This window comes from Sporosarcina sp. P1 (genome assembly GCF_002743155.1).
GTDB lineage: Bacteria > Bacillota > Bacilli > Bacillales_A > Planococcaceae > Sporosarcina > Sporosarcina ureae_B.
Map to the genome: position 1 here is coordinate 22,158 of NZ_PDYS01000014.1, position 23,702 is coordinate 45,859.

Here is a 23,702-nt window from a genome sequence, read left to right on the forward strand (position 1 = left end):
GCGACTCCTGGGGATTAGCGTGATCTTGAGACCCCAGACAGATGCCTTAATTTCTGCAAAGTACGCAGAAATACGGCAAAGCGAACCCTTCGCTGTTCGCTTGGCTCAAGATTGCGCCCCCGGAAAGCGTCCCCTTCTGTAGCTCCAATCCCCAAACCACAAACTAACATCAAGCGTTACTATTTCCAATGAAACTTTCATTAATCAAACAAAAGGGTGGGAGAACAATGGACTTTAAATTATCAGAAGAACACGAAATGATTAGAAAAATGGTACGGGACTTTGCACAAAAAGAAGTAGCGCCAACTGCAGCACAACGAGACGAAGACGAAACTTTCGACATGGACATCTTCCACAAGATGGCCGAACTTGGACTCACAGGCATTCCATGGCCAGAAGAATACGGCGGCATCGGTAGCGACTACCTAGCCTACGTCATTGCAGTAGAAGAACTATCTCGTGTTTGCGCATCTACAGGTGTCGTCTTGTCTGCACACACGTCTCTAGCAGGATGGCCACTATTCAAATACGGTAACGAAGAACAGAAACAAAAATACTTACGTCCACTTGCGGAAGGTACGAAGATGGGGGCATACTGCCTGACAGAAGCAGGTTCAGGATCAGACGCAGGCGGCATGAAAACTACAGCGAAGCTTGACGGTGATGACTACGTGCTAAATGGCTCGAAAATCTTCATTACAAATGGCGGGATTGCTGACACATATATCGTTTTTGCTGTAACTGATCCGGAATCCAAACATAAAGGAACAAGCGCATTCATTGTAGAAAGCACTTTTGAAGGATTCTCTGTAGGTAAGAAAGAGAAGAAAATGGGAATACGTTCTTCGCCGACAACAGAAGTCGTATTAGATAACTGTCGCGTGCCAAAAGAAAACCTTCTTGGAGAAGAAGGGGACGGATTCATTATCGCAATGAAAACGCTCGATGGCGGACGTAACGGAATTGCTGCTCAAGCAGTGGGTATTGCACAAGGCGCACTTGACGCTGCTGTCGATTACTCGAAAGAACGTACACAATTCGGCAAGCCGATCGTGGCCAACCAAGGCATTAGTTTTAAATTAGCAGATATGGCGACAGCGATCGAAGCATCTCGTCTGTTGACATACCAGGCTGCATGGCTCGAATCTAACGACTTGCCATACGGTAAAGCGTCTGCCATGGCGAAACTAATGGCTGGTGACACAGCAATGAAAGTCACAACAGAAGCCGTTCAAGTATTCGGTGGCTACGGTTATACAAAAGATTATCCAGTGGAGCGCTATATGCGTGACGCAAAAATCACGCAAATTTATGAAGGTACTCAAGAAATTCAACGTCTCGTCATTTCTCGTATGCTGACGAAATAACAGGAGGTCTAATGCAATGCCGAAACATGAAGTGAAATCTACCGTCAAAGATGAAGAACTTATTCAGAAGCGACGCGCACAAATTAGTCGGGGCGCTGTGAAATTATTTATCGACAAAGGATTTCACCGAACGACTACACGTGAAATCGCCAAAGAAGCGGGCTTCAGTATTGGCACATTATACGAGTATATTCGGACAAAAGAAGATGTTCTGTATCTTGTCTGTGACAATATTTATAATGAAGTCAATGTTCGTTTATCTGAGCTCGATAATAATGACAACACGGTAGAAGGGCTACGTGTGGCGATTGCACGGTATTACGAAGTCATCGATCAAATGTCGGATGAGTTTCTCGTCATGTACCAAGAGTCGAAATCGTTACCGAGCGAAGCGCTTCGGTATGTACTTACTAAAGAACTAGAAATGGTCGAGCAATTTGAGACGATCATACGGAAGTGCATGGAAGCTGGGAATCTACGCATCGGACCGGACGAAGTATCATTGATCGCGCATCATATCCTCGTTTCGGGCCAAATGTGGTCATTCAGAAGATGGGCACTGCGCAGAGAATATACTTTACAACGCTACATTGAGATACAAACTGATCAAATTATCAAAGGTTTAGAGAAATAAATAACTTGCGGACTCTGCCATGAAGATATTCGTGGCGGTGGTCAGCATGTACGGAAGGTGGAAGGCAAATGGTAACTGAGGAAATCTATAAACCGAAACACCATATTCGTTTCGTGACGGCATCTAGTTTATTCGACGGGCATGATGCATCGATCAACATCATGCGCAGAATATTACAGGCAACCGGAGCGGAAGTTATTCATCTCGGACATAATCGATCTGTTGAGGAAGTTGTAAACGCTGCCATTCAAGAAGATGTACAAGGCATCGCTATGTCTTCCTACCAAGGCGGTCATGTGGAGTATTTCAAATACATGCATGACTTGTTGAAGGAAAGAGGCGCTTCCCATATTAAAATATTCGGCGGTGGTGGAGGAGTCATCATCCCGAAAGAAATCAAAGAGTTGCATGAATACGGTATCGAATGGATCTTTTCACCGGAAGACGGTCGGAAACTAGGTCTACAAGGTATGATCAATAAAATCATGGAACTATCGGATTTCTCCACGACTCCCGAAAGCGAAGAGGCTAACCTGGAACAACTGACAGCAGAAACGCCAGGTATCCTAGCGAATTTAATCACGTACGTAGAAGAAAACCATTTGAACAAAGATGAAGCGACGAAGCAATTACTCGATCGCGCACGCGCCATGTCTAAACAAACGCCAGTACTAGGGATCACAGGCACGGGTGGTGCAGGTAAAAGTTCCTTGACAGATGAATTAATTCGTCGTTTCTTGCGTGAGTTCCCTGACAAAAGAGTGGCAATCCTTTCTGTAGATCCAACGAAGCAAAAAACGGGCGGTGCTTTACTTGGCGACCGGATTCGTATGAATGCAATCTTTAATAACCGTGTCTACATGCGTAGTCTGGCAACACGTGGATCACGTTCAGAGTTAACAACGGCTATCCATGATGTCCTTGATATCACAAAAGCGGCTGGCTATGACTTGATAATTGTAGAGACGAGCGGAATTGGGCAAGGAGATGCACGCATTACGGATGTATCCGACGTTTCGATGTACGTGATGACGAGTGAATTTGGAGCGCCGACACAGTTAGAGAAAATCGATATGATCGACTTTGCTGACTTAATTGTTATCAATAAATTTGAGCGGAAAGGTTCGGAAGATGCATTGATTCAAGTACGCAAACAATATCAACGTAGCCATTTGCTATTTGATCATGATCTTGACACGATGCCTGTATATGGCACGATTGCAAGCCAGTTTAACGATAAAGGCACCAACACACTTTTTGCAGCGCTAGTTGAAAAACTCAACAATGCAACGGATTCTGATTGGACGACAAGTTACACAGACTTCGTGACGAATCAAAAGCAAACCGTCATTATTCCGCCTGACCGTAGCCACTACTTGCGTGAAATCGCCTCAACAATCCGTACCTACCATGCGAAATCCAAACAGCAAGCAGAGCTGGCACGTCGCGTATTCCAACTTGAAGGTGCGATGGAAGCGGTGAAAGAAGCAGATTCCAATGAAGCGTTACTAGATTCATTGAATAGCTTGAAAGAAGGCGTCGAAGAGCAATTAACAAGCGAATCGAAGCGTGCTTTGAAAAACTGGGGGCCTTTGAAAGAGTCTTATGAGCAGGATGAATATGTCGTGAAAATACGCGACAAAGAAATCCGTACGACGCTTAATACTGTGAGTCTATCTGGCTTGAAGGTGCCGAAAGTAGTATTGCCACAATACAAAGATTATGGTGAAATTCTACGCTTTGTATACAGTGAGAACGTTCCTGGTTCATTCCCGTACACTGGAGGCGTCTTTCCATTCAAACGTGAAGGCGAAGATCCGCGCCGTCAGTTCGCTGGGGAAGGAACACCTGAACGTACGAATCGTCGTTTCCATTATGTCTCAAAAGACGACGACGCAAAACGTTTATCCACAGCGTTTGACTCTGTAACATTATACGGAGAAGATCCCGATGAGCGTCCTGATATCTACGGAAAAGTTGGCGAATCAGGCGTGAGCATTTGTACACTTGAAGATATGAAAAAGCTCTATGACGGCTTTGATCTTTGTTCGCCTATGACGTCTGTTTCCATGACAATCAATGGACCGGCGCCAATTATTTTAGCAATGTTCATGAACGCCGCAATCGATCAGCAAGTACGTAAAAAAGAAGAAGAACTTGGACGGACACTTACTGTCGCAGAGTTCACTGAAGTACGTGAAATGACATTCCAAACAGTTCGTGGAACAGTACAAGCGGATATTTTGAAAGAAGACCAAGGGCAAAATACATGTATCTTCTCTACAGAATTTGCATTGCGTCTAATGGGCGATATCCAACAATATTTCATCGATAAAAAAGTTCGTAATTACTATTCTGTATCGATTTCGGGCTATCATATCGCAGAAGCAGGTTCGAATCCGATTTCCCAGCTAGCGTTCACACTGGCAAACGGCTTCACATATGTGGAATATTACTTGAGCCGTGGCATGCATATTGACGACTTTGCACCGAACCTGTCGTTCTTCTTCTCGAACGGCCTGGATCCCGAGTATACGGTAATCGGTCGCGTGGCGCGTCGCATTTGGGCGATTACGATGCGTGACAAATACGGAGCGAATGAACGCAGTCAAAAGTTGAAATACCATATTCAAACGTCTGGCCGTAGTTTGCATGCTCAAGAAATTGATTTCAACGACATCCGCACCACGTTACAAGCATTGATGGCGTTGCAAGATAACTGTAACTCGCTCCACACGAATGCATACGACGAAGCCATTACGACACCGACAGAAGAATCTGTTCGTCGTGCGATGGCAATTCAGATGATCATCATGAAAGAACACGGCTTGTCGAAAAACGAAAATCCGCTTCAAGGGGCTTACATTATCGAAGAAATGACAAGTCTCGTGGAAGAAGCGGTATTACAAGAATTCGATCGACTGAACGACCGTGGTGGTGTACTTGGCTCTATGGAGACACAGTACCAGCGCGGCAAGATTCAGGAAGAGTCGATGTATTATGAAATGAAAAAACACTCAGGAGAGTTACCGATCATCGGCGTCAATACGTACTTGAATCCGAATCCGCCATCTGAGGAAGATATCGATAATATGGAGTTGGCCCGTGCGACACAACAAGAAAAAGAGTCCCAAATTACCAACTTGCGCGCTTTCCAAGCTCAGCATGCTGACGAAGCAGACCAAGCGCTTGCTGACCTTCAGGAAGTGGCGATTACAGGAGGCAATGTATTCGCTGAGTTGATGAAGACTGTGCGAGTAGCCAGCCTTGGACAAATTACTAACGCACTTTATGAAGTAGGCGGGCAGTACCGCCGTAATATGTAACGCATCTCAAGAGGGGATGTCACAGAAGCCATAACTTCTGGCGGCATCCTTTTTTTTATATGGGATTAAAGTCAAAGTCAGAGTGTAGGTGCATGGGCTAAGTGCATGGGATTGCAACTCCAGCTGGGGACGCGTTCCGGAGGGCGTGGCTTAAGCCAAGTGAACAGCGAAGGGTTCGCTTTGCCGTATTTCTGTGTGCTTTGCAGAAATTAAGGCATCTGTCCGGGGTCTCAAGGCGCACGCTGATCCTCCCGGAGTCGCCCCAGCTTCCGTTTCAATCCTTACGAAGGGAGTGGGAGGACACAGAATACTAACTAGATATGGAATGTGAAATACTTTTGTTTTTGGTCTTATTTAAGGTCAAGTGCAGAATAGATTTTGAAACTGGTTATAGTGGGTGGAAATTAGTAGCAGAGACTCTCATTGCAAGGGATTGGCGCGTAGGAGGGGCTCACCGCGGACGCTCAGGAAAGCGTCCCCTCCGAAGCGCAAATCCCTTACTGAACACTAATTCCAGCCACTTTATTTTATGTATCCTATGAAACCCAACGCGTTGTATAAAATTCATTCCTCGTCAAAGTGGATAATTTAGTAAGTTAGTCAGTATAATAAGAACAACAAACAAAAGGGACGTGCTGAATGTGAGATGGTACTATCATGCAATTATAATAGCTCTTTTAACTACACTTACACTCATCTTCTACAGCAGCGGACTCGGCGTAATCCCTTTTACCTTTACGGCGGTCTACCTGGGGTATTTGACCATTACGGAGTATAGAAATATAAAGAGAAGTAAAAGAATGTAGCATATTGGTAGAAATAACGTATATAATGTACACTATGCTTATATGCTACAGGACAAAAAACGTCGATCGACCAAATCATTAACTGACTTGGTCGGTTCAGCGTGTGATTGATAGAAGAAAGGACGTGCCATACATTGAATATCCATGACATGACAAAAGAAGAACTTTTGGAAGAATCGTTAATCAACATTACGCACCAAGTACTGACAGAGCGACGTGAATCCCTTACGTTGGCGGAATTGATGGAAGAGTTCCGTAAACTTACAGGTATAACCGAGAAAGAATTGAAAGCGAAAATGCTTCAATTTTATACAGACCTAAACATCGATGGTAGATTCCTTGCGATCCAAGACAACCGTTGGGGCTTACGCGAATGGTATCCAGTGGATCAGATCGAAGAAGAAACTGCACCTGTCGTAAAAGTGCGCAAGAAGAAAAAGAAGAAAAAAGATTATGACGAAGATGATATCGAAGATGAAGATGATGACGAAGAAGAAATCTTCGATGAGGAATACGTTGAACTTGGCGAAGAAGATGACGCAGACGACGAAGAAGAGGAAGAAGAGGAAGTAGTCGAAATTGATGAAGATTTAATCGATCCTGACGACGACCTGGAAGTTATTCCTGAAGTAGAACTCGATATCGATGAAGAAGATGAAGAGGAAGAGGAAGAAGAAGAGTACGAGGAAGAGAAATAATTTCTTGACTTTTAGTGCCCAAAAATATAAGATTTGGATGGGCTCCTGAAAAGGACACATAAATTCGTGTATACGCGCTCCTAATTGTAGTTACGCTACAAACGGGGCGCTTTTTTGATTGTATATCGACCCTAATAGCTTGGAAAAAGAATAAATGGAGGCACTACACATGACAAAATATATTTTCATTACAGGCGGCGTCGTCTCTTCTTTAGGTAAAGGTATTAACGCGGCATCACTCGGACGTTTACTCAAGAATCGCGGTTTGAAAGTAACGAACCAAAAATTCGATCCATATATCAATATTGATCCACGCATGATGAGCCCGTACCAGCACGGGGAAGTTTTCGTAACAGAAGACGGAGCGGAAACGGATCTGGATATCGGTCACTACGAGCGTTTTATCGACATCGAATGTAACCGTTACTCCAACGTAACGATGGGGAAAGTGTATGATCTAGTATTGCGCAAAGAACGCGCTGGCGAATACAACGGAGCAACAGTTCAAGTAATCCCTCATATTACCAATGAAATTAAAGAATTGATCAAACGTGCGGGCCAAACATTGAACGCGGATGTTGTTATTACGGAAATTGGGGGAAGCGTAGGGGATATCGAATCATTGCCATACCTTGAAGCTATTCGCCAATTGAAAACGGACCTTGCGAAAGATGACGTCATGTACATTCATAACACGCTCATTCCATATTTGCATGCAGCTGGGGAAATGAAAACGAAGCCGACACAGCATAGTGTGAAGGAATTGCGTAGTCTTGGAATTCAGCCGAATATGATCGTTGTGCGAAGCGAATATCCAGTACCGCAAGAAATGAAAGACAAGATCGCATTATTCTGTAATATCAAGCCAGAAGAAGTGATCGAAGCACTTGATGCGGAAACTCTATATGAAGTACCTCTTCGTTTGCATGAGCAAAACATGGATCAGCTAGTCGTCGATTACTTGGGTCTTGAAACACCACAGCCTGAACTTTCGGAAGTGGAAGACTTAGTGAGATTGGTTAAGTCACTAAAAGAAAAAGTAACAATCGGTTTAGTTGGGAAGTATGTAGAATTACAAGATGCATACATTTCAGCAGTAGAAGCGATGCGTCACGCTGGATACGCGTTCGATGCAGACATCGATATTAAGTGGATCAACTCGGCGGATCTGACTTCTGAAAACGTTGCGGAACTTCTTGGTGACGTAGATGGTATTCTGGTACCAGGTGGCTTCGGAGATCGTGCAATCGATGGTAAAATTGAAGCGATCACGTATGCACGTGAACAGAAGATTCCATTCTTTGGTATCAGTTTAGGTCTGCAGTTAGCGGCTACTGAAATCGCACGTAACGTCATCGGTCTGAAAACAGCTCATTCACTTGAGTTCGACACAGAGACGGAGCACCAGATTACGACATTCCATCCGGATTGCCGTACAGCACGCGAAGCAGACAGTACATTGCGCTTAGGTGCTTATCCATGTAAAGTAGCCGAAAACACGAAGGCTTCTGCTGCATATGGCGAAGAGTTAGTGTACGAGCGTCATCGCCACCGTTATGAAATGAACTTGGCATACCGCGCGCAATTGGAAGAGGCAGGGTTCATCGTTTCTGGAATTAGTCCGGACGGTCGCTTGATCGAAATTATGGAGATGAAAGATCATCCATACTTCGTCGCTTGCCAGTTCCACCCAGAATTTGCTTCCCGTCCAAATCGTCCATCACCACTGATCCGCGATTTTATCCGCGCGGCGCTTGAGCATAAAAACTAAAAAAAATGCCCACAGAAGATTTTCTTCTGTGGGCATTTTTGACTTTATATATGACTAGAGATAAGAAAGTGGAGTGAGTGCATGGGATTTCCGCTCCAGATGGGGGACGCGTTCTGGAGGGCGCGGCCCAAGCCAAGTGAACAGCGAAGGGTTCGCTTTGCCGTATTTCTGTGTACTTTGCAGAAATTAAGGCATCTGTCCGGGGTCTTGAACTCGCGCTGATCCTCCCAGAGTCGCCCCCATCTTCCGCTACAATCCTACTTTTGTAGTGGATGGATGTAGACGACTTACTGGAAGTAGTATGCAAATATTCTTTAGCTCTAAACTTAGTTCAGTTCAAGTTCAAATAAAAGTCCAACAGAAAAAGTAATTACAATCGGAACTTCAATGGACCCTGATAAGTATCACCCATTCACATTGCAAGGGATTGGAGCGAGAGCCGTAACGAAGGACGGCTTTTGCGAGTAAAAGCGCAGCGGAGGGGTGTGGTTCACCGCCCACCCATAAGACACGCGTCCCCTCCGTAGCGCAAATCCCCACCCTAACACCACTGCCAGCCTATCCCAGATTAAAGCCCGTCTTCTTCATCCGCCAACATATCATCAATCGACAGCTTTACCGCCTCATACACAAACAACGCAGCCAGCGCGTGGGGTTGTACGATTCTTTCGCCCGTAGGACCCGGAATCAATCCTTTTTTCAAACCTGTCGAAATATACGTGTAGGCAAGAGAAGCGAGTTCATTATCGTCATCATCCTTATCGGCAGCCAACACAGCAAACGGGATGAATTGATCTGCAAGCTTCCGTGCTAGCTCAAGCGCCTCGGGGTGATCTGTCTTTCGCACAAGTAACCATACACGATCCGCCGTCGTCAGCTCTAACTCTTTTGTATAGCGAATAGCTCCATCCAACGGTTCGACACCATCTAGTGCAGTTGCAGTAACAGCCGCCAATTCATCAAAAGCTGCCAAGATGATTCGTCCTTCGCCTACTACCGCTTGCGCCAATAAACGAGCAGTTTCTTCCATTGACTCTTCTTGTCCTTCTGCTATTCTTTCCAGTAGACCCCTAATTTGTGTAGTCAATATTTTCATGAAAATCCCTCCAAAAGCTCAGTATAAGTGAGAAAAGAAAGAAGTGCAAAATAGTTGACGAAAAATAGAGGAGTTTTTAGAAGTTTCTTGAATAGTAAGACATATACAAATAGAAGCATTAGTGAATTTCTATAAATCGGGAATCACTATATACTTATAATAATAATAGGATTAAACCGATGGAGTTAGATCAAATATGTAAAATAAGGTGATCGGGATGGGGGAAATTTGGATGAAGCATTTATTAATTGTGGATGACCAACCAGGGATTCGATTATTACTGGAGGAAATCTTCAAACCAACAGGAATAATGACAGCGCTTGCATCAAATGGAAAAGAAGCGTTAGAAATAGTTCAGAAACAAAATCCAGATTGTATTTTACTTGATATGAAGATGCCCGGTATGAATGGGGTCGAAGTACTACGAGAAATCCGAACCCTCTCACCTGACGCAATTGTCATGATGATGACGGCGTACAGTGAAATTGAATTACTAGAAGATGCCAACAAACTTGGTATTGATCAGCACTTTACCAAGCCGTTTGATATATTTGAAGTGCGTGATAGTGTCTTAAAAAGGTTGGAATCACTAGACGGCTGATAGTAGTAATCAGCGTATGAATTTGATATGCTAGTGGATAGAAATTAATATAATAAAAACACATAAAATTCGTGGGAAACTCAAGGAGGAATTTAATATGCCGCTGGTCTCGATGAAGGAAATGATGATTCAAGGTAAAGAGCAAGGATATGCAATCGGTCAATTTAACCTGAATAACCTGGAATATACGCAAGCGATCTTACAAGCAGCTGAAGAAGAGAAATCACCTGTTATTTTAGGTGTATCAGAAGGCGCTGCACGTTATATGGGCGGATTCAAAACAGTCGTTATGATGGTCAAAGGATTAATGGAAGACTACGGGACGACTGTGCCGGTAGCGATTCATTTGGATCATGGTTCTAGCTTTGAGAAGTGTAAAGAAGCGATCGAAGCAGGTTTCACTTCTGTTATGATTGATGCATCTTCTAAATCACTTGAAGAAAACATTGAAATCACGAAAAAAGTGGTAGATTTCGCGAAGCAACATAATGTATCGGTAGAAGCTGAACTTGGCGTAGTAGGCGGTCAAGAAGACGACGTGATTGCGGACGGCGTTATTTATGCAGATCCAGCTGAATGTAAAGAGCTTGTAGAAAAGACAGGTATAGATTGTCTGGCACCTGCACTTGGTTCTGTACATGGACCGTATAAAGGTGAACCGAATCTTGGGTTTGAAGAGATGGAAGAAATTTCACAACAAGGAGATATTCCACTTGTGTTGCACGGAGGTACAGGTATTCCGACGAAGGATATCCAACGTGCCATTTCACTTGGTACGTCTAAAATCAACGTCAACACAGAAAATCAAATTCAAGGAACACAAGTTGTGCGCGATGTCTTAAACGAAGATTCCGAAGTCTATGATCCACGTAAGTACCTTGGACCAATGCGCGAAGCGATTAAAGCTACAGTAATCGGCAAAATGCGTGAGTTTGGTAGTTCAAAGCAAGCGTAATTACAGAATTTCGATAGAACAAAGGAGGAGCGCAATATGTCTCCTTCTTTTGCTTTTTAGCTAAATAAATAGCCAACAACTAGGAGGACAACACACGTGAAATTTTTTATAGATACAGCCAATTTTGAGGAAATTAAAGAAGCGCATAGCTGGGGGATCATCTCTGGTGTCACGACCAACCCATCGCTTGTTGCGAAAGAAAATATTTCATTCCATGACCGCTTGAAAGAAATTACAGCACTCGTACCGGGTTCTGTCAGTGCGGAAGTAATCGCTCTAGATGCAGAAGGTATGATTGAAGAAGGGCGCAAACTTGCGGCACTTGCAGAGAACATCACGGTGAAATTACCGATGACACCTGAAGGGTTGAAAGCTTGTTCTGTATTTGCAGCAGAAGGTATCAAAACGAACGTTACTCTCGTTTTCAGTGCTAATCAAGCCTTGCTTGCAGCTCGCGCAGGTGCGACATACGTTTCACCGTTCATCGGACGTTTAGACGACATTGGCCAAAATGGCGTAGAATTAATCGAAACGATCTCGGATATCTTTACAATTCACGACTTAGATACACAAATTATCGCAGCTTCCATCAGACATCCACAGCATATTACGGCTGCCGCACTGGCAGGAGCGCATATTGCAACAACTCCATTCAACGTACTTCAGAGTCTGTTTGCACATCCATTGACAACTAAAGGAATTGACCAGTTTTTGAAGGACTGGGAAACCAGAACGAATAAGTGATAGAACAAAAGGAGCTTGAAATGGACGTTTATAAAATCAAAGGGGGAAAACGACTGCAAGGAACAATCAGAGTGAGTGGAGCGAAGAACAGCGCAGTGGCACTTATTCCTGCTGCTATTCTAGCTGACTCACCTGTTACAATTGCAGGTCTTCCCGAAATTTCAGATGTCTATACATTGCAGGCGCTCGTCGAAGAAATCGGCGGCAAAGTGGAAATGAAAGATGGCACGATGATTATCGATCCAACTGAAATCATTTCTATGCCATTGCCTAACGGTAACGTCAAAAAACTTCGTGCATCCTACTATATGATGGGAGCGATGCTTGGCAAGTTCAAGCATGCAGTCATCGGATTACCTGGAGGTTGTCATTTAGGGCCACGTCCGATTGATCAACACATAAAAGGCTTTGAAGCACTTGGTGCAAAAGTCGAAAATGAACATGGCGCTATTTATTTGCGTGCAGATGAGTTGTATGGCGCGAAAATTTATTTAGACGTCGTCAGCGTGGGAGCTACGATTAATATTATGCTGGCCGCTGTTAAAGCAAAAGGTAAAACGGTTATTGAAAACGCTGCGAAAGAACCTGAAATTATTGATGTTGCGACTTTGCTTTCCAATATGGGCGCGAATATTAAAGGTGCAGGAACGAACGTTATTCGAATCGAAGGCGTAGAAACCTTGCACGGTACGAAACATACCATCATTCCGGACCGTATTGAAACAGGTACACATATGATTATGGCAGCTGCAATTGGTAATGGCATCACAATCGATAATGTCATTCCGTTGCACGTTGAAGCTGTTACAGCGAAACTTCGTGAAATGGGCGTGAAAGTAGAAGTCGGTGAAGAACAGATTTTCATTCCGAAAACTGAAAAACTTCATGCCGTCGATGTGAAAACTCTCGTCTATCCGGGGTTCCCGACAGATTTGCAGCAACCATTTGGCGTTTTGTCGACACAAGCAGAAGGCTCATCCATTCTGACAGACACGATCTATCCAGCACGTTTTAAACAAATCGATGAGCTTCGTCGAATGAATGCGGACGGTAGAGTAGAAGGTCGATCAGCCATCATAACAGGACCAACAGAATTACAAGCTGCAACAGTGGAAGCTACAGATTTACGTGCCGGCGCTGCGCTATTGATTGCGGGCTTATTAGCAAGCGGAGAAACAGAAATTCATGAAATTGAACATATTGAACGTGGATATGGCGACATTATTGAGAAGCTGCAAAATCTCGGTGCCGATATCAATAAAGTAAAAGTGCTCACTCCATCTTCAATTTCTGAGTGACGCAAATTGTCAAAACGTGTATAATGGACTCAAACGACACATCCATTACGTAGAAAGTAGCCGATGGATGCGGACGTAGGCAAATGAAAGGTAATACGCAATACGCGCCTTACCGCAAACAGGAGGAACAAAACATTATGGAACGTAGTTTATCAATGGAATTAGTACGTGTAACAGAGGCAGCAGCCGTTGCGGCAGCTCGTTGGATGGGACGCGGTTTAAAGAACGAAGCAGATGACGCGGCAACAGAAGCTATGCGTACGGTATTCGATACAATTCCTATGGAAGGCGTAGTCGTTATTGGTGAAGGTGAAATGGACGAAGCACCTATGCTGTATATCGGTGAAGAGCTTGGAACAGGCCACGGACCTGCTGTAGATATCGCTGTTGATCCAGTCGAAGGTACGAATATCGTAGCAGCAGGTGGATGGAACGCATTAGCAGTTCTTGCTGTTGCAGATAAAGGCAACTTGCTAAATGCACCGGATATGTACATGGACAAAATCGCAGTAGGACCTGAAGCGGTTGGTAAAATTGACATCGACGCAAGCGTTACAGATAACTTAAAGGCTGTAGCAAAAGCGAAAAATAAATCTGTATCTGACTTAGTAGCATCTGTCTTGAATCGTGAACGCCACGCAGCAATCATCGAAGAAATTCGTGAAGCGGGTGCACGTATTAAATTGATCGAAGATGGCGACGTAGCAGCTGCTATTAACACAGCGTTCGATGATACAGGTGTGGATATTTTATTCGGTAGAGGCGGTGCACCTGAAGGGGTAATCGCAGCGGTCGGATTGAAATGTCTTGGCGGAGAAATCCAAGGGCGTCTCGTTCCTTCAAATGATGAAGAGAGAGAACGTTGCATCAAAATGGGCATCGACGTAGACAAAGTGCTAATGATGGACGATTTGGTAAAAGGAGACGACTGTATTTTCGCAGCAACTGGCGTAACAGACGGCGAATTGATGGATGGCGTACAGTTTAAAGGTTCGTACTGCCGAACTCAGTCGATCGTTATGCGCTCGAAATCAGGAACTATTCGTTTCGTAGAAGGTCGCCACAGCATGAAGAAAAAACCTCTTCTCGTAATGCAAGACTAACTCCCTCAATACCCGGCGTCACAGCCGGGTTTCTATTTCCTAAAACTATCTAGATCCATAATGTCCGGCTACTGAAGGAAAGGAAGTACACCATGTACTTTCCTTTCTATTTACTATGCCGAATTTCCCATACAATAAATGAAGAGTGGTGTACGCATAGATGACAATGATTACCCTTGCGGACCTTGAGAATATGACGCTTAAAGAGTTATACTCTCTTGCAAAGCAGTTTAAGATTACCAACTATAGCAAACTGACAAAGAAAGAATTGGTCTTCGCTATATTAAAATCCCGCGCCGAACAAGAAGGCTTTTTCTTCATGGAAGGCGTCCTCGAAATTATTCAATCTGAAGGATACGGATTCCTACGTCCTATTAATTACTCATCCAGTTCAGAAGATATCTACATCTCAGCATCTCAAATCCGTCGCTTTGATCTGCGTAACGGTGACAAAGTAACAGGTAAAGTCCGTCCGCCAAAAGAAAACGAACGTTTCTATGGTTTATTACAAGTGGAAGCGGTCAATGGGCAAAATCCGGAAGTTGCACGCGAACGCGTTCATTTCCCGGCATTGACACCTTTGTATCCGGATCGTCAAATTAATTTGGAAACGTCAAAGAGCAATGTTTCCACACGTATCATGGACCTCGTCTCGCCAGTCGGATTTGGTCAACGTGGATTAATCGTCGCGCCTCCGAAAGCCGGTAAAACGATGTTGCTGAAAGAAATTGCCAATTCGATTACAACAAATCATCCTGACGCGGAACTCATTGTACTACTGATCGACGAACGTCCAGAAGAAGTAACGGACATCGAACGTTCTGTTAAAGCAGATGTAGTCAGTTCCACATTCGATGAAGTACCTCAAAACCACGTCAAAGTGGCTGAACTCGTACTTGAGCGCGCGATGCGTCTCGTCGAAAGTAAACGCGACGTCATTATCTTAATGGACTCCATCACACGGTTGGCACGCGCATTCAACTTGGTCATCCCACCAAGCGGACGCACACTGTCTGGAGGAATCGACCCAGCGGCTTTCCACCGACCAAAGAGATTCTTTGGTGCTGCACGTAACATCGAAGAAGGCGGAAGCTTAACCATCCTTGCCACAGCCCTAGTCGAAACCGGCTCGCGCATGGACGAAGTCATCTACGAAGAATTTAAAGGAACCGGCAACATGGAGCTACACCTAGACCGTAACCTAGCCGAACGCAGAATCTTCCCAGCACTCGATATCCGTCGCTCCGGCACACGAAAAGAAGAACTACTCATTCCGAAAGACAACTTGGAAAAATTGTGGGCCATTAGAAAAACATTTTCAGATTCCCACGACTTCACCGAACGCTTCATGAAAAAATTGAGCCAGTCCGAAAACAACGAAGAATTCTTCAACAAGCTTAACGAAGAAATGAAAGCAAAAAAAGGTAAGGGACTCATCTGATGTACTAAGATTGAAAGTTGATTTTCAATCTTAATCCAACATAAAAAAGTAATGTGTGTACTCATAAGGCAAGGTAGCAGCGAAAGTTGAGGGACGAGTGGTCCCCCGGAAAGCGTCACCCAGCTGTTGCGGAAACCCAACCCTTCGCCAAGTCCGCTTATCCATTAAATACCCAAATCAAACAGTTGCACAACGTATCGGATTTTGCTATACTAATCAAGTACAGTTTTCTGTACACCGCATATACGGCTGACAAACACGGGTCGTGTACGGCATCGATCGTTTTATTGGCAACTGGTCAATGAAACATCCATAATTTCACACTCTGTTCCAGATGGTTCAGGGCGAAAGGAGAGATATCGATGAAAGCAGGAATTCATCCCAATTACAAACTTGCAACAGTAACTTGCTCATGTGGCAATACATTTGAAACAGGTTCTGTAAAAGAAGATATTCGAGTGGAAGTATGCTCAGAATGTCACCCATTCTATACTGGCCGTCAGAAGTTTGCTACTGCAGATGGACGAGTTGACCGTTTCAACAAAAAATACGGCATCAAGTCAGAAGAACAAGAGTAATAAAAGCCAGATACCCGTCAGGTGCAGTCGTGCCAGACGGGTATTTTTATTAATTTATTGCGTAGTTGTGCGAAAAGTGCTCAATCTGTGTGTGTGTCCGCTCATAGTTGCGTGAAAAGCGCTCTATCTGTGTGTGTGTCCGCTCATAGATGCGTGAAAAGCGCTCTATCTGTGTGTGAATCCGCTCATAGTTGCGTGAAAAGCGCTCAATCCGTGTGTGTACTCGCTCATAGTTGCACGCAAAGCGCTCTGTCCGCGTGTGAATCCGCTCATAGTTGCGTGAAAAGCGCTCAATCCGCGTGTGTACCCGCTCATAGTCGCACATTATTCGCTCTAATCACATCACCACATACATAAGCACGACATCGAAAGGAGATTGACCATGTACGTTTCAATGCAAGGCGGCTGGATGGAAGTCATCTGCGGCAGTATGTTTTCAGGTAAATCGGAGGAGCTCATTCGCCGCATTCGTCGCGCGGAATTTGCCAAACAAAAGATTGCGGTATTCAAACCAGCGATTGACGATAGGTATAGTGAGGAAGCTGTTGTCAGCCATGATGGCACGTCAACTATTGCCAATCCCATTTCCAAAGCGAGCGAAATACTGGACCTCGTATCAGATGATTTCGATGTGGTCGCCATTGATGAAGCTCAATTTTTCGACAAAGATATTATAGATGTCGCGATCGCACTTGCTGATCGCGGATTTCGCGTGATCATTGCAGGACTCGATCAAGACTTCAGAGGTGAACCGTTCGGGCCGATGCCGGAGTTAATGGCAGTGGCCGAACTGGTAACAAAACTTCAAGCGGTCTGTACCGTTTGTGGATCACCTTCAAGCCGAACGCAACGATTAATAGATGGACAACCTGCATGCCAAGATGATCCTATCATTCTTGTCGGTGCATCCGAAGCGTACGAACCACGTTGCCGTCAGCACCACCAAGTGCCCGTCAGTCGTGCGCAGCATGCAAAATAAACATATTTCCGTCTATCCTAAAGCAAGAAAGGATAGACGGTTCTGCTATATACTAGTATATAACCCATTATTTCAGAAGAGGTGAACCGACTATGTTCGATAGACTACAAGCAGTGGAAGACCGTTATGATCGACTCAATGAACTACTTAGTGACCCGGAAATTGTCAATGATCTAGATAAATTACGAAACTATTCAAAAGAACAATCTGATTTACAAGACACGGTCGAAGTATACCGTGAATACAAAAGTGTCTACACTCAATATAACCATGCGAAAGAAATGCAAGATGAGCCACTTGATGACGAAATGAAAGAATTAGTCAAAATGGAAATCGATGAACTTGAAGACCGTATCGAGTCGCTTGAAGAACAATTAAAAGTATTATTAATTCCCAAAGACCCGAATGACAATAAAAGTGTCATCATGGAAATCCGAGGCGCTGCAGGTGGAGACGAGGCGGCCTTATTTGCCAGTAGTTTATATCGTATGTATACACGCTACGCGGAAATGAATCATTGGAAAGTGGAAGTGATCGATTCATCACCAACTGAACTTGGCGGATTCAAAGAAATTATTTTCATGATCGATGGCAAAGGTGCTTATTCCAAGTTGAAATACGAAAACGGAGCGCACCGCGTGCAACGTGTACCGGAAACGGAATCAGGTGGACGAACACATACGTCGACTGCTACCGTTGCGTGCTTGCCTGAAGCAGAGGAAGTAGAAATTGAGATTCATGACAAAGATATCCGTACCGATACATTCGCTTCATCGGGACCGGGCGGACAATCTGTCAACACGACCATGTCTGCAGTGCGCCTTACGCATTTGCCGACTGGGACGACGGTATCGATTCAAGACGAAAAATCCCAAATCAAAAATAAAGAAAAAGCGATGAAAGTCTTGCGTGCGCGTGTCTACGATAAGTTTATGCAAGAAGTGCAAGCGGAATACGATGAAAAACGGAAAACGGCCGTTGGATCAGGGGATCGTTCTGAGCGCATTCGAACATACAACTTCCCGCAAAATCGTGTGACTGACCACCGAATCGGCTTGACCATCCAAAAACTCGATCAGATTATAGAAGGGAAATTGGATGAAGTAATTGATGCATTGATTATAGAAGAACAAGCACATCGCTTGGAAAGTTTGGATCGCAATGACTGAGACAATGTATGAGTCTGTACAACGAGCGCAACAATTGCTTCAAGTGCGCGATATGGACACGCATGCTGCTGAACTGGCTATGCGTTCTGTCACGGGAATGAGTCGGGCTCATTATGTAGCCAGTTTCCGTGAATCTATTTCGCGTGAAACGTATGAACAATACTGGTCAATCATCACGGAATTATTGACCGGTAAGCCCATTCAATATATTCTCGGTGAAGAGTCTTTTTACGGCTATTTATTCGAGGTCAATGAACATGTCTTGATTCCACGTCCTGAAACGGAAGAACTCGTCCACTATGCATTACAACGAGCAAATCAATTATTCGAGGACCGAGTTATACAAGTGGCGGATATTGGAACGGGGAGTGGAGCGATTGCTGTCGCGTTCAAAAAAGAACGACCGACTGCAAACGTAACCGCCACTGATTTCAGTAAAAAGGCGCTAGAAGTCGCAAAACGCAATGCAAAGCGCAATGAAGCGGATGTAACCTTTATGCAAGGAGATATGGAAGAACCGTTGAAATCGCAAAAATGGGATATTATCCTATCCAATCCGCCATACATCGCAGAACATGAAAAATCTGTTATGTCGCCAACTGTTTACGATTTTGAACCGCAAACGGCATTGTTCGCTGAAGAAGACGGACTCTATTTTTATCGCAGACTAGCAGAGAATCTTTTGCCTTTGATGAATCGCCCTGCGCTCATTGGTTTCGAAATTGGCTATCAGCAAGGAGCTATCGTGCAAGGTTATTTGCAAAAATCCTTTCCGGAAGCGACTGTGGAAATCGTTCAGGATATCAATAAAAAAGATCGAATGATATTTTGTGAGATTCGATGAATAAAATCTCCTCCTGCGGGACAAGATAGAGTGCAGGAGGGGATGACATGTTACAAGATTATCCGATTAACCAACAACCGACTCATACTTCGAAACTATTGGCGTTTATAGAATTTGTACTTATATTACTTACTATTCAAGCGGTGTTACTTGTATTCGGTCAGCAGGCAGCTACAGGTGAAGCGACGCAATTTCGCGTTCTCGCAAACTCTAATACGGTAGCAGATCAACAAGTGAAACGAAATGTACAAGAGAAAATTGCACCATTACTTGAGCAGGCGATCAATCAATCTACGAACATGCAGCAAATCAATGATAAACTTCAAATATTAGAGCCGACGCTTCTTGAAATCGCAAAAGCAGAAGGGAACGGCGCGCACGTAACGCTCGAGCGCAGTGCCGCAGTGATTCCACCAAAACGAGTAGGGTATTTTATTCAGCCTCAAGATGTTTACGATGCATATGTCGTGAAAATCGGTGCGGGTCGTGGGGATAATTGGTGGTGTTCATTGTTTCCGAATGTTTGCTTCCCGGAAGAAGCTACAGTGAATGAAACAGAAGAAGAAGCTGTTACATTCTTCATTTGGGAGTGGATAAAGTCACTGTTCGAATGAAACTATTCACATTTATTGTGGATAAGATCGATAAAATGTGTATAAAAAGGGGTTGAGCAAGTGGACACTACACAAACAATAGTGGATAACCTAGTGGATAACGATAGAATCTATGAACAGGCTGTGGATATCCTGAATTCTGGGGGGATAGTTGCCTTCCCGACTGAAACAGTTTACGGTTTAGGAGCCATTGCGACAAATGAGCAAGCAGTACAGCGGATTTTCGAAGCAAAAGGAAGACCATCAGATAATCCGCTGATCGTACATATTGGGAAGCAGTCAGACGTAGAAAAATACGCAACTGATATTCCCGAAATTGCAGGTATATTAATGAAAGCATGTTGGCCGGGACCATTGACGTTAATTATGAAGAAAAAGCCTGGAGTCATTGCAGATATAGTGACGGCGGGACTTAGTACGGTAGCCATCCGCATGCCTGACCACCCGATAGCATTGGCATTATTGCGCAAGCTGGATCAGCCGTTAGCGGCACCAAGTGCAAATCGTAGCGGAAAGCCAAGCCCTACGGAAGCGGATCATGTCTATCACGATTTAATCGGAAGAGTTCCGCTGATTTTGGATGGTGGAGAGACAGGGGTAGGCCTCGAATCGACCATTTTGGATATCACAGTTACACCGCCTGTCATTTTGCGTCCGGGTGGCATTACGAAAGAGCAGCTGGAAGAATTGATTGGCACCGTCCATATGGCGAAGCTACCTACAGATCAAACGTCAACACCGCGCGCGCCGGGGATGAAATATGCCCATTATGCACCTGAAGCACCGCTATTTATCATCGAGCCGAATGCAGATTCTATTGCGCATGCGTTAGAGACTATTCATCTACAAAATAAGCGAGTCGCGATCATTGGACCTGATGAGTTATACACAGAAAACGCGGATTGGTACTTTTCCACAGGTTCTATCAACAGTCGGGAAGCGATGGCATCGAGTCTCTACAAAGCGATTCGCCAATGCGATCACACAGAGGCAGATATAATCCTCGCCATTGAGACTGATCATTCGGGTATCGGTGCAGCGGTGATGAACCGTCTCGATAAAGCTTCAGACGGCAAGCGTTTCACTGAATAACATTTCACTAATGATGAATAGCTCCCTTTAGCACCCGCATAAGATAAGTAGATGCGAGACTTGCGAGGGGGCTACTTTTTTGATAGAAATCATAGCGGCTATCGTTACAACGATCGATATCCTAATCGTCTATACATTACTCCGATTGCGGCGAGGTCGATTGATGATCATGCTGTGGACTACTATACTGAATGTCTTGCTGCCACTTATCGGTTTCTACGCAGGGGAATGGGTGATGATCTATTTTGTAGGATGGGGTCATGCGCTCTCAAGTGTACTCTTGTCACTCATAGGTCTTCACATTTTACTCTCGGACAGTGAACAGCCGTCAGTCGTTAATAAAATATCTCCATTTTTCTTGGCGCTGATCGTCAGTATAGATGCATTCGGAGTAAGTGTGACATTCGGTATGATGCAGCTGAACAAATGGCTGTTTGTTTTGGCGTCCGGCTTCTTTTCTGTTCTATTTTCGGGCATCGCTTTATTGTACACAGGCCGTTTGCGTATAATTAATGGTACATTTATTCGACGATTGGCAGGTATTATATTCATATGCATGGGTGTATTGTCCTTGTTTTTATAAAAAAGTGTTTCTTTTTTCTCATAAATCCGTTATTCTGTAAAGTAGGTGAAGAAAATGAATATTTATTTTATTTGTACAGGCAACACATGTAGAAGTCCTTTGGCAGAAGCATTAGTCAATCACGCCAATGTGCCAGGTATTACGGCGAAATCAGCAGGTATCCATGCGATAGATGGCTTGCCGATTTCCAAGAACTCAGCACAGTTGTTGACGGAAGAAAAAATACCTTTCACTCCTTATTCTAATGAAGTTACGTCAGCTGATATGGAGTGGGCAGATATTGTTTTAACGATGACAGCAAACCATCGAGATATCCTACACAGTCGTTTTCCTGCAATGAAAGAAAAAGTGTTTACATTAAAAGAATACGCGGGGACAATGACGGATCTTGATGTACATGATCCATATGGTGGAGATTTGGAAACATACCGCACCACATTTTATGAGCTGACTAAACTCATTAACTCCGTCATCCGACAGCAAACGGAGGAGAACTTATGAATGAACCGAAAAAAGTAGGGCTACGGGCGAAACTCGTCTTATTTATTGTGATTCTGGCAGTCATCACGTATACGACGAGTGCGGTATTCATTAACTGGGTCCAGCCAACATTCTTCCCGAATGTACGGCCATTCGTTTTTCAACTGCTTACATATGCGATGGGCATTATGTGGTCAGGTATTTTAGCGGCCATGTTCAGCACTATTTTGACCAAGCCATTGCAACGTTTGGAAACTGCTGCTATGAAAGTGGCGGATGGGAAAATTGGTACGGACATTCAACTGCCAAACTCATCGGATGAAATTCATTCCGTCTCCAAAGCTTTCCAGCAAGTGGTCATCAATTTGCGCAACATTATCGAACAAATCGAATCCAACTTTCAAGCCACTGCTCAATCCGTCGATGAATTGACAAAAGAGACAAGCGCTGCGTCCGGCCAATCTGATGCCATTGCGCGTACTATTGGAGAAATTTCCGATGGTGCAGAAAACACGTCGGAGTCGATTCGGGAAACAGTCAATGCGATTGAAGACATTCGTCAACTCGCGGTAGAAGTCAATCATCGAGCGGGACAATCATCCGAGCAATCTAAAGTGATGTTAAAGGAATTACACGCGACAACAGAAATCTTCCAATCGGTATTAGCGGGAATTCATCAAATGAGCAGCCAAAGCGAGCATTCATTGGAAACGATACAAGTACTAGATGAAAATGCACATAAAATCGGTGAAATCGTGGAACTTGTCGGCAACATCGCGGGGCAGACAAATCTTCTGGCGCTTAATGCTTCTATAGAGGCGGCGCGGGCAGGAGAGCATGGTAAAGGCTTCGCTGTCGTGGCGGAAGAAGTCCGTAATTTAGCGGACGAAAGTGCCAAGGCCGTCCAGATGATTTCTGGACTTGTTCAAACGATTCAATCAGACGTCAAACAAGTCGTAGCTGAAATGAAGCAACAAGTGGAAACGGCATCCACTGAGGCCAAACGTGCGACGAAAACAAATGGAAACGTTGAAACGATGACCGCCACCATTCAGACAATGGCACTTTATGTAGAAGAAATCAGCCAAATCGTCGGCAATCAAATGCAGACGATCGAGCATACGGCTAAGCAGTCGATGGGAGTAGCGACGATTGCAGAACATACTTCCGCGGGAGCAGAAGAAGTTCGTGCGGCCACTGAAGAGCAGGTGGCGTCGATAGATCAAACCAAGAACAAGGCGTTGGAGCTGAAGGAGCAATCGGAAGAATTGTATAAAGTGATCCGGAAGTTCGACCGAACGCCAATGTAATATGAAATGACGATTCTGAGGTGTTTCACGCTCTGGATCGTTTTTTTATTTGTGGAGCTTGGAATGATGCCGTGGAGTTTCTTTCTTTAGAACCATAACCGGAATAAATACTACACAGTAGTGCAGGTCCCAAAGGTGAAACATTCTGAATCAAATGCCCAATCTTCATCTTGCAACGACGAAAAAACGACTTCTTATAGCTTAAACACGTAC

Annotated in this window: 21 protein-coding genes; 20 read left to right on the forward strand and 1 reads right to left on the reverse strand. The window is 44.3% G+C overall.

The window, feature by feature from the left end; genetic code table 11:
* Positions 1–227: 227 nt before the first annotated feature.
* From CSV73_RS12650 to CSV73_RS12670, 5 genes are all read left to right on the forward strand, one after another.
* On the forward strand, positions 228–1,367 hold the full coding sequence (locus CSV73_RS12650) for an acyl-CoA dehydrogenase (RefSeq protein ID WP_099627783.1): 1,140 nt from the start codon (positions 228–230) through the stop codon (positions 1,365–1,367).
* Positions 1,368–1,383: 16 nt separating this feature from the next.
* A complete protein-coding gene (locus CSV73_RS12655) occupies positions 1,384–2,001 on the forward strand; it encodes a TetR/AcrR family transcriptional regulator (protein WP_085132686.1) in 618 nt (205 codons plus the stop codon).
* A 68-nt stretch (positions 2,002–2,069) separates the two neighbouring features.
* Positions 2,070–5,327: a fused isobutyryl-CoA mutase/GTPase IcmF gene (icmF, locus tag CSV73_RS12660; protein ID WP_099627784.1), complete on the forward strand. Its 3,258-nt coding sequence runs from the start codon at positions 2,070–2,072 to the stop codon at positions 5,325–5,327.
* 940 nt (positions 5,328–6,267) lie between these two features.
* On the forward strand, positions 6,268–6,831 hold the full coding sequence (rpoE, locus tag CSV73_RS12665) for a DNA-directed RNA polymerase subunit delta (RefSeq protein ID WP_099627785.1): 564 nt from the start codon (positions 6,268–6,270) through the stop codon (positions 6,829–6,831).
* Positions 6,832–7,000: 169 nt separating this feature from the next.
* A complete protein-coding gene (locus CSV73_RS12670) occupies positions 7,001–8,602 on the forward strand; it encodes a CTP synthase (protein WP_085132689.1) in 1,602 nt (533 codons plus the stop codon).
* Positions 8,603–9,170: 568 nt separating this feature from the next.
* Here CSV73_RS12670 and CSV73_RS12675 read toward each other — a convergent pair.
* Complete coding sequence (locus CSV73_RS12675) at positions 9,171–9,698, reverse strand: DUF2529 family protein (protein WP_085132690.1); 528 nt, start codon at positions 9,696–9,698, stop codon at positions 9,171–9,173.
* Between the two features lie 232 nt (positions 9,699–9,930).
* On the opposite strand from CSV73_RS12675, the gene CSV73_RS12680 reads away from it, so the two are divergent.
* The 15 genes from CSV73_RS12680 to CSV73_RS12750 all read left to right on the forward strand — a co-directional run bounded on the left by CSV73_RS12680 (position 9,931) and on the right by CSV73_RS12750 (position 23,489).
* The gene (locus CSV73_RS12680; RefSeq protein ID WP_085132691.1) at positions 9,931–10,299 is read left to right on the forward strand and encodes a response regulator; all 369 of its coding nucleotides are present in this window, start codon (positions 9,931–9,933) and stop codon (positions 10,297–10,299) included.
* Between the two features lie 97 nt (positions 10,300–10,396).
* Positions 10,397–11,254: a class II fructose-bisphosphate aldolase gene (locus tag CSV73_RS12685; protein WP_085132692.1), complete on the forward strand. Its 858-nt coding sequence runs from the start codon at positions 10,397–10,399 to the stop codon at positions 11,252–11,254.
* 96 nt (positions 11,255–11,350) lie between these two features.
* On the forward strand, positions 11,351–11,998 hold the full coding sequence (gene fsa / locus CSV73_RS12690; protein WP_085132693.1) for a fructose-6-phosphate aldolase: 648 nt from the start codon (positions 11,351–11,353) through the stop codon (positions 11,996–11,998).
* 20 nt (positions 11,999–12,018) lie between these two features.
* Positions 12,019–13,296, forward strand: a complete 1,278-nt coding sequence (locus CSV73_RS12695) for a UDP-N-acetylglucosamine 1-carboxyvinyltransferase (RefSeq protein ID WP_099627786.1) — start codon at positions 12,019–12,021, stop codon at positions 13,294–13,296.
* A 137-nt stretch (positions 13,297–13,433) separates the two neighbouring features.
* The gene (gene glpX / locus CSV73_RS12700) at positions 13,434–14,399 is read left to right on the forward strand and encodes a class II fructose-bisphosphatase (protein WP_085132695.1); all 966 of its coding nucleotides are present in this window, start codon (positions 13,434–13,436) and stop codon (positions 14,397–14,399) included.
* Between the two features lie 160 nt (positions 14,400–14,559).
* The gene (gene rho / locus CSV73_RS12705) at positions 14,560–15,840 is read left to right on the forward strand and encodes a transcription termination factor Rho (protein ID WP_085132696.1); all 1,281 of its coding nucleotides are present in this window, start codon (positions 14,560–14,562) and stop codon (positions 15,838–15,840) included.
* A gap of 362 nt (positions 15,841–16,202) precedes the next feature.
* Positions 16,203–16,418 carry a 50S ribosomal protein L31 gene (rpmE, locus tag CSV73_RS12710; protein ID WP_085132697.1) on the forward strand — a complete coding sequence of 72 codons (216 nt, stop codon included), beginning with the start codon at positions 16,203–16,205 and terminating at the stop codon, positions 16,416–16,418.
* Positions 16,419–16,800: 382 nt separating this feature from the next.
* Entirely contained in the window at positions 16,801–17,397 is a 597-nt protein-coding gene (locus CSV73_RS12715) for a thymidine kinase (protein ID WP_085132698.1), read from the forward strand.
* A gap of 92 nt (positions 17,398–17,489) precedes the next feature.
* Entirely contained in the window at positions 17,490–18,566 is a 1,077-nt protein-coding gene (gene prfA / locus CSV73_RS12720; RefSeq protein WP_085132699.1) for a peptide chain release factor 1, read from the forward strand.
* Positions 18,559–19,410 carry a peptide chain release factor N(5)-glutamine methyltransferase gene (prmC, locus tag CSV73_RS12725; protein WP_099627787.1) on the forward strand — a complete coding sequence of 284 codons (852 nt, stop codon included), beginning with the start codon at positions 18,559–18,561 and terminating at the stop codon, positions 19,408–19,410. Before prfA ends, prmC begins: the two co-directional genes overlap by 8 nt.
* Positions 19,411–19,457: 47 nt before the next feature.
* The gene (locus CSV73_RS12730; RefSeq protein WP_085132701.1) at positions 19,458–20,024 is read left to right on the forward strand and encodes a stage II sporulation protein R; all 567 of its coding nucleotides are present in this window, start codon (positions 19,458–19,460) and stop codon (positions 20,022–20,024) included.
* A gap of 60 nt (positions 20,025–20,084) precedes the next feature.
* Positions 20,085–21,116, forward strand: coding sequence for an L-threonylcarbamoyladenylate synthase (locus CSV73_RS12735; protein ID WP_099627788.1), 1,032 nt, complete (start codon positions 20,085–20,087; stop codon positions 21,114–21,116).
* Positions 21,117–21,195: 79 nt separating this feature from the next.
* Positions 21,196–21,699, forward strand: a complete 504-nt coding sequence (locus CSV73_RS12740; RefSeq protein ID WP_085132703.1) for a manganese efflux pump — start codon at positions 21,196–21,198, stop codon at positions 21,697–21,699.
* A gap of 54 nt (positions 21,700–21,753) precedes the next feature.
* Positions 21,754–22,200 carry a low molecular weight protein arginine phosphatase gene (locus CSV73_RS12745; protein WP_085132704.1) on the forward strand — a complete coding sequence of 149 codons (447 nt, stop codon included), beginning with the start codon at positions 21,754–21,756 and terminating at the stop codon, positions 22,198–22,200.
* On the forward strand, positions 22,197–23,489 hold the full coding sequence (locus CSV73_RS12750) for a methyl-accepting chemotaxis protein (protein ID WP_099627789.1): 1,293 nt from the start codon (positions 22,197–22,199) through the stop codon (positions 23,487–23,489). The genes CSV73_RS12745 and CSV73_RS12750 overlap by 4 nt, the downstream gene beginning before the upstream one ends.
* Positions 23,490–23,702 lie beyond the last annotated feature (213 nt).

Bases quoted from the DNA above. Each gene is read 5' to 3' on its own strand.
- CSV73_RS12650 (WP_099627783.1), top strand. From the start codon at position 228: ATGGACTTTAAATTATCAGAAGAACACGAAATGATTAGAAAAATGGTA.
- rpmE (WP_085132697.1), top strand. From the start codon at position 16,203: ATGAAAGCAGGAATTCATCCCAATTACAAACTTGCAACAGTAACTTGC.
- prmC (WP_099627787.1), top strand. From the start codon at position 18,559: ATGACTGAGACAATGTATGAGTCTGTACAACGAGCGCAACAATTGCTT.
- CSV73_RS12750 (WP_099627789.1), top strand. From the start codon at position 22,197: ATGAATGAACCGAAAAAAGTAGGGCTACGGGCGAAACTCGTCTTATTT.
- CSV73_RS12715 (WP_085132698.1), top strand. From the start codon at position 16,801: ATGTACGTTTCAATGCAAGGCGGCTGGATGGAAGTCATCTGCGGCAGT.
- glpX (WP_085132695.1), top strand. From the start codon at position 13,434: ATGGAACGTAGTTTATCAATGGAATTAGTACGTGTAACAGAGGCAGCA.
- icmF (WP_099627784.1), top strand. From the start codon at position 2,070: ATGGTAACTGAGGAAATCTATAAACCGAAACACCATATTCGTTTCGTG.
- prfA (WP_085132699.1), top strand. From the start codon at position 17,490: ATGTTCGATAGACTACAAGCAGTGGAAGACCGTTATGATCGACTCAAT.
- CSV73_RS12730 (WP_085132701.1), top strand. From the start codon at position 19,458: ATGTTACAAGATTATCCGATTAACCAACAACCGACTCATACTTCGAAA.
- CSV73_RS12695 (WP_099627786.1), top strand. From the start codon at position 12,019: ATGGACGTTTATAAAATCAAAGGGGGAAAACGACTGCAAGGAACAATC.
- CSV73_RS12680 (WP_085132691.1), top strand. From the start codon at position 9,931: ATGAAGCATTTATTAATTGTGGATGACCAACCAGGGATTCGATTATTA.
- CSV73_RS12685 (WP_085132692.1), top strand. From the start codon at position 10,397: ATGCCGCTGGTCTCGATGAAGGAAATGATGATTCAAGGTAAAGAGCAA.
- rho (WP_085132696.1), top strand. From the start codon at position 14,560: ATGACAATGATTACCCTTGCGGACCTTGAGAATATGACGCTTAAAGAG.
- CSV73_RS12745 (WP_085132704.1), top strand. From the start codon at position 21,754: ATGAATATTTATTTTATTTGTACAGGCAACACATGTAGAAGTCCTTTG.
- CSV73_RS12670 (WP_085132689.1), top strand. From the start codon at position 7,001: ATGACAAAATATATTTTCATTACAGGCGGCGTCGTCTCTTCTTTAGGT.
- CSV73_RS12655 (WP_085132686.1), top strand. From the start codon at position 1,384: ATGCCGAAACATGAAGTGAAATCTACCGTCAAAGATGAAGAACTTATT.
- CSV73_RS12675 (WP_085132690.1), bottom strand. From the start codon at position 9,698: ATGAAAATATTGACTACACAAATTAGGGGTCTACTGGAAAGAATAGCA.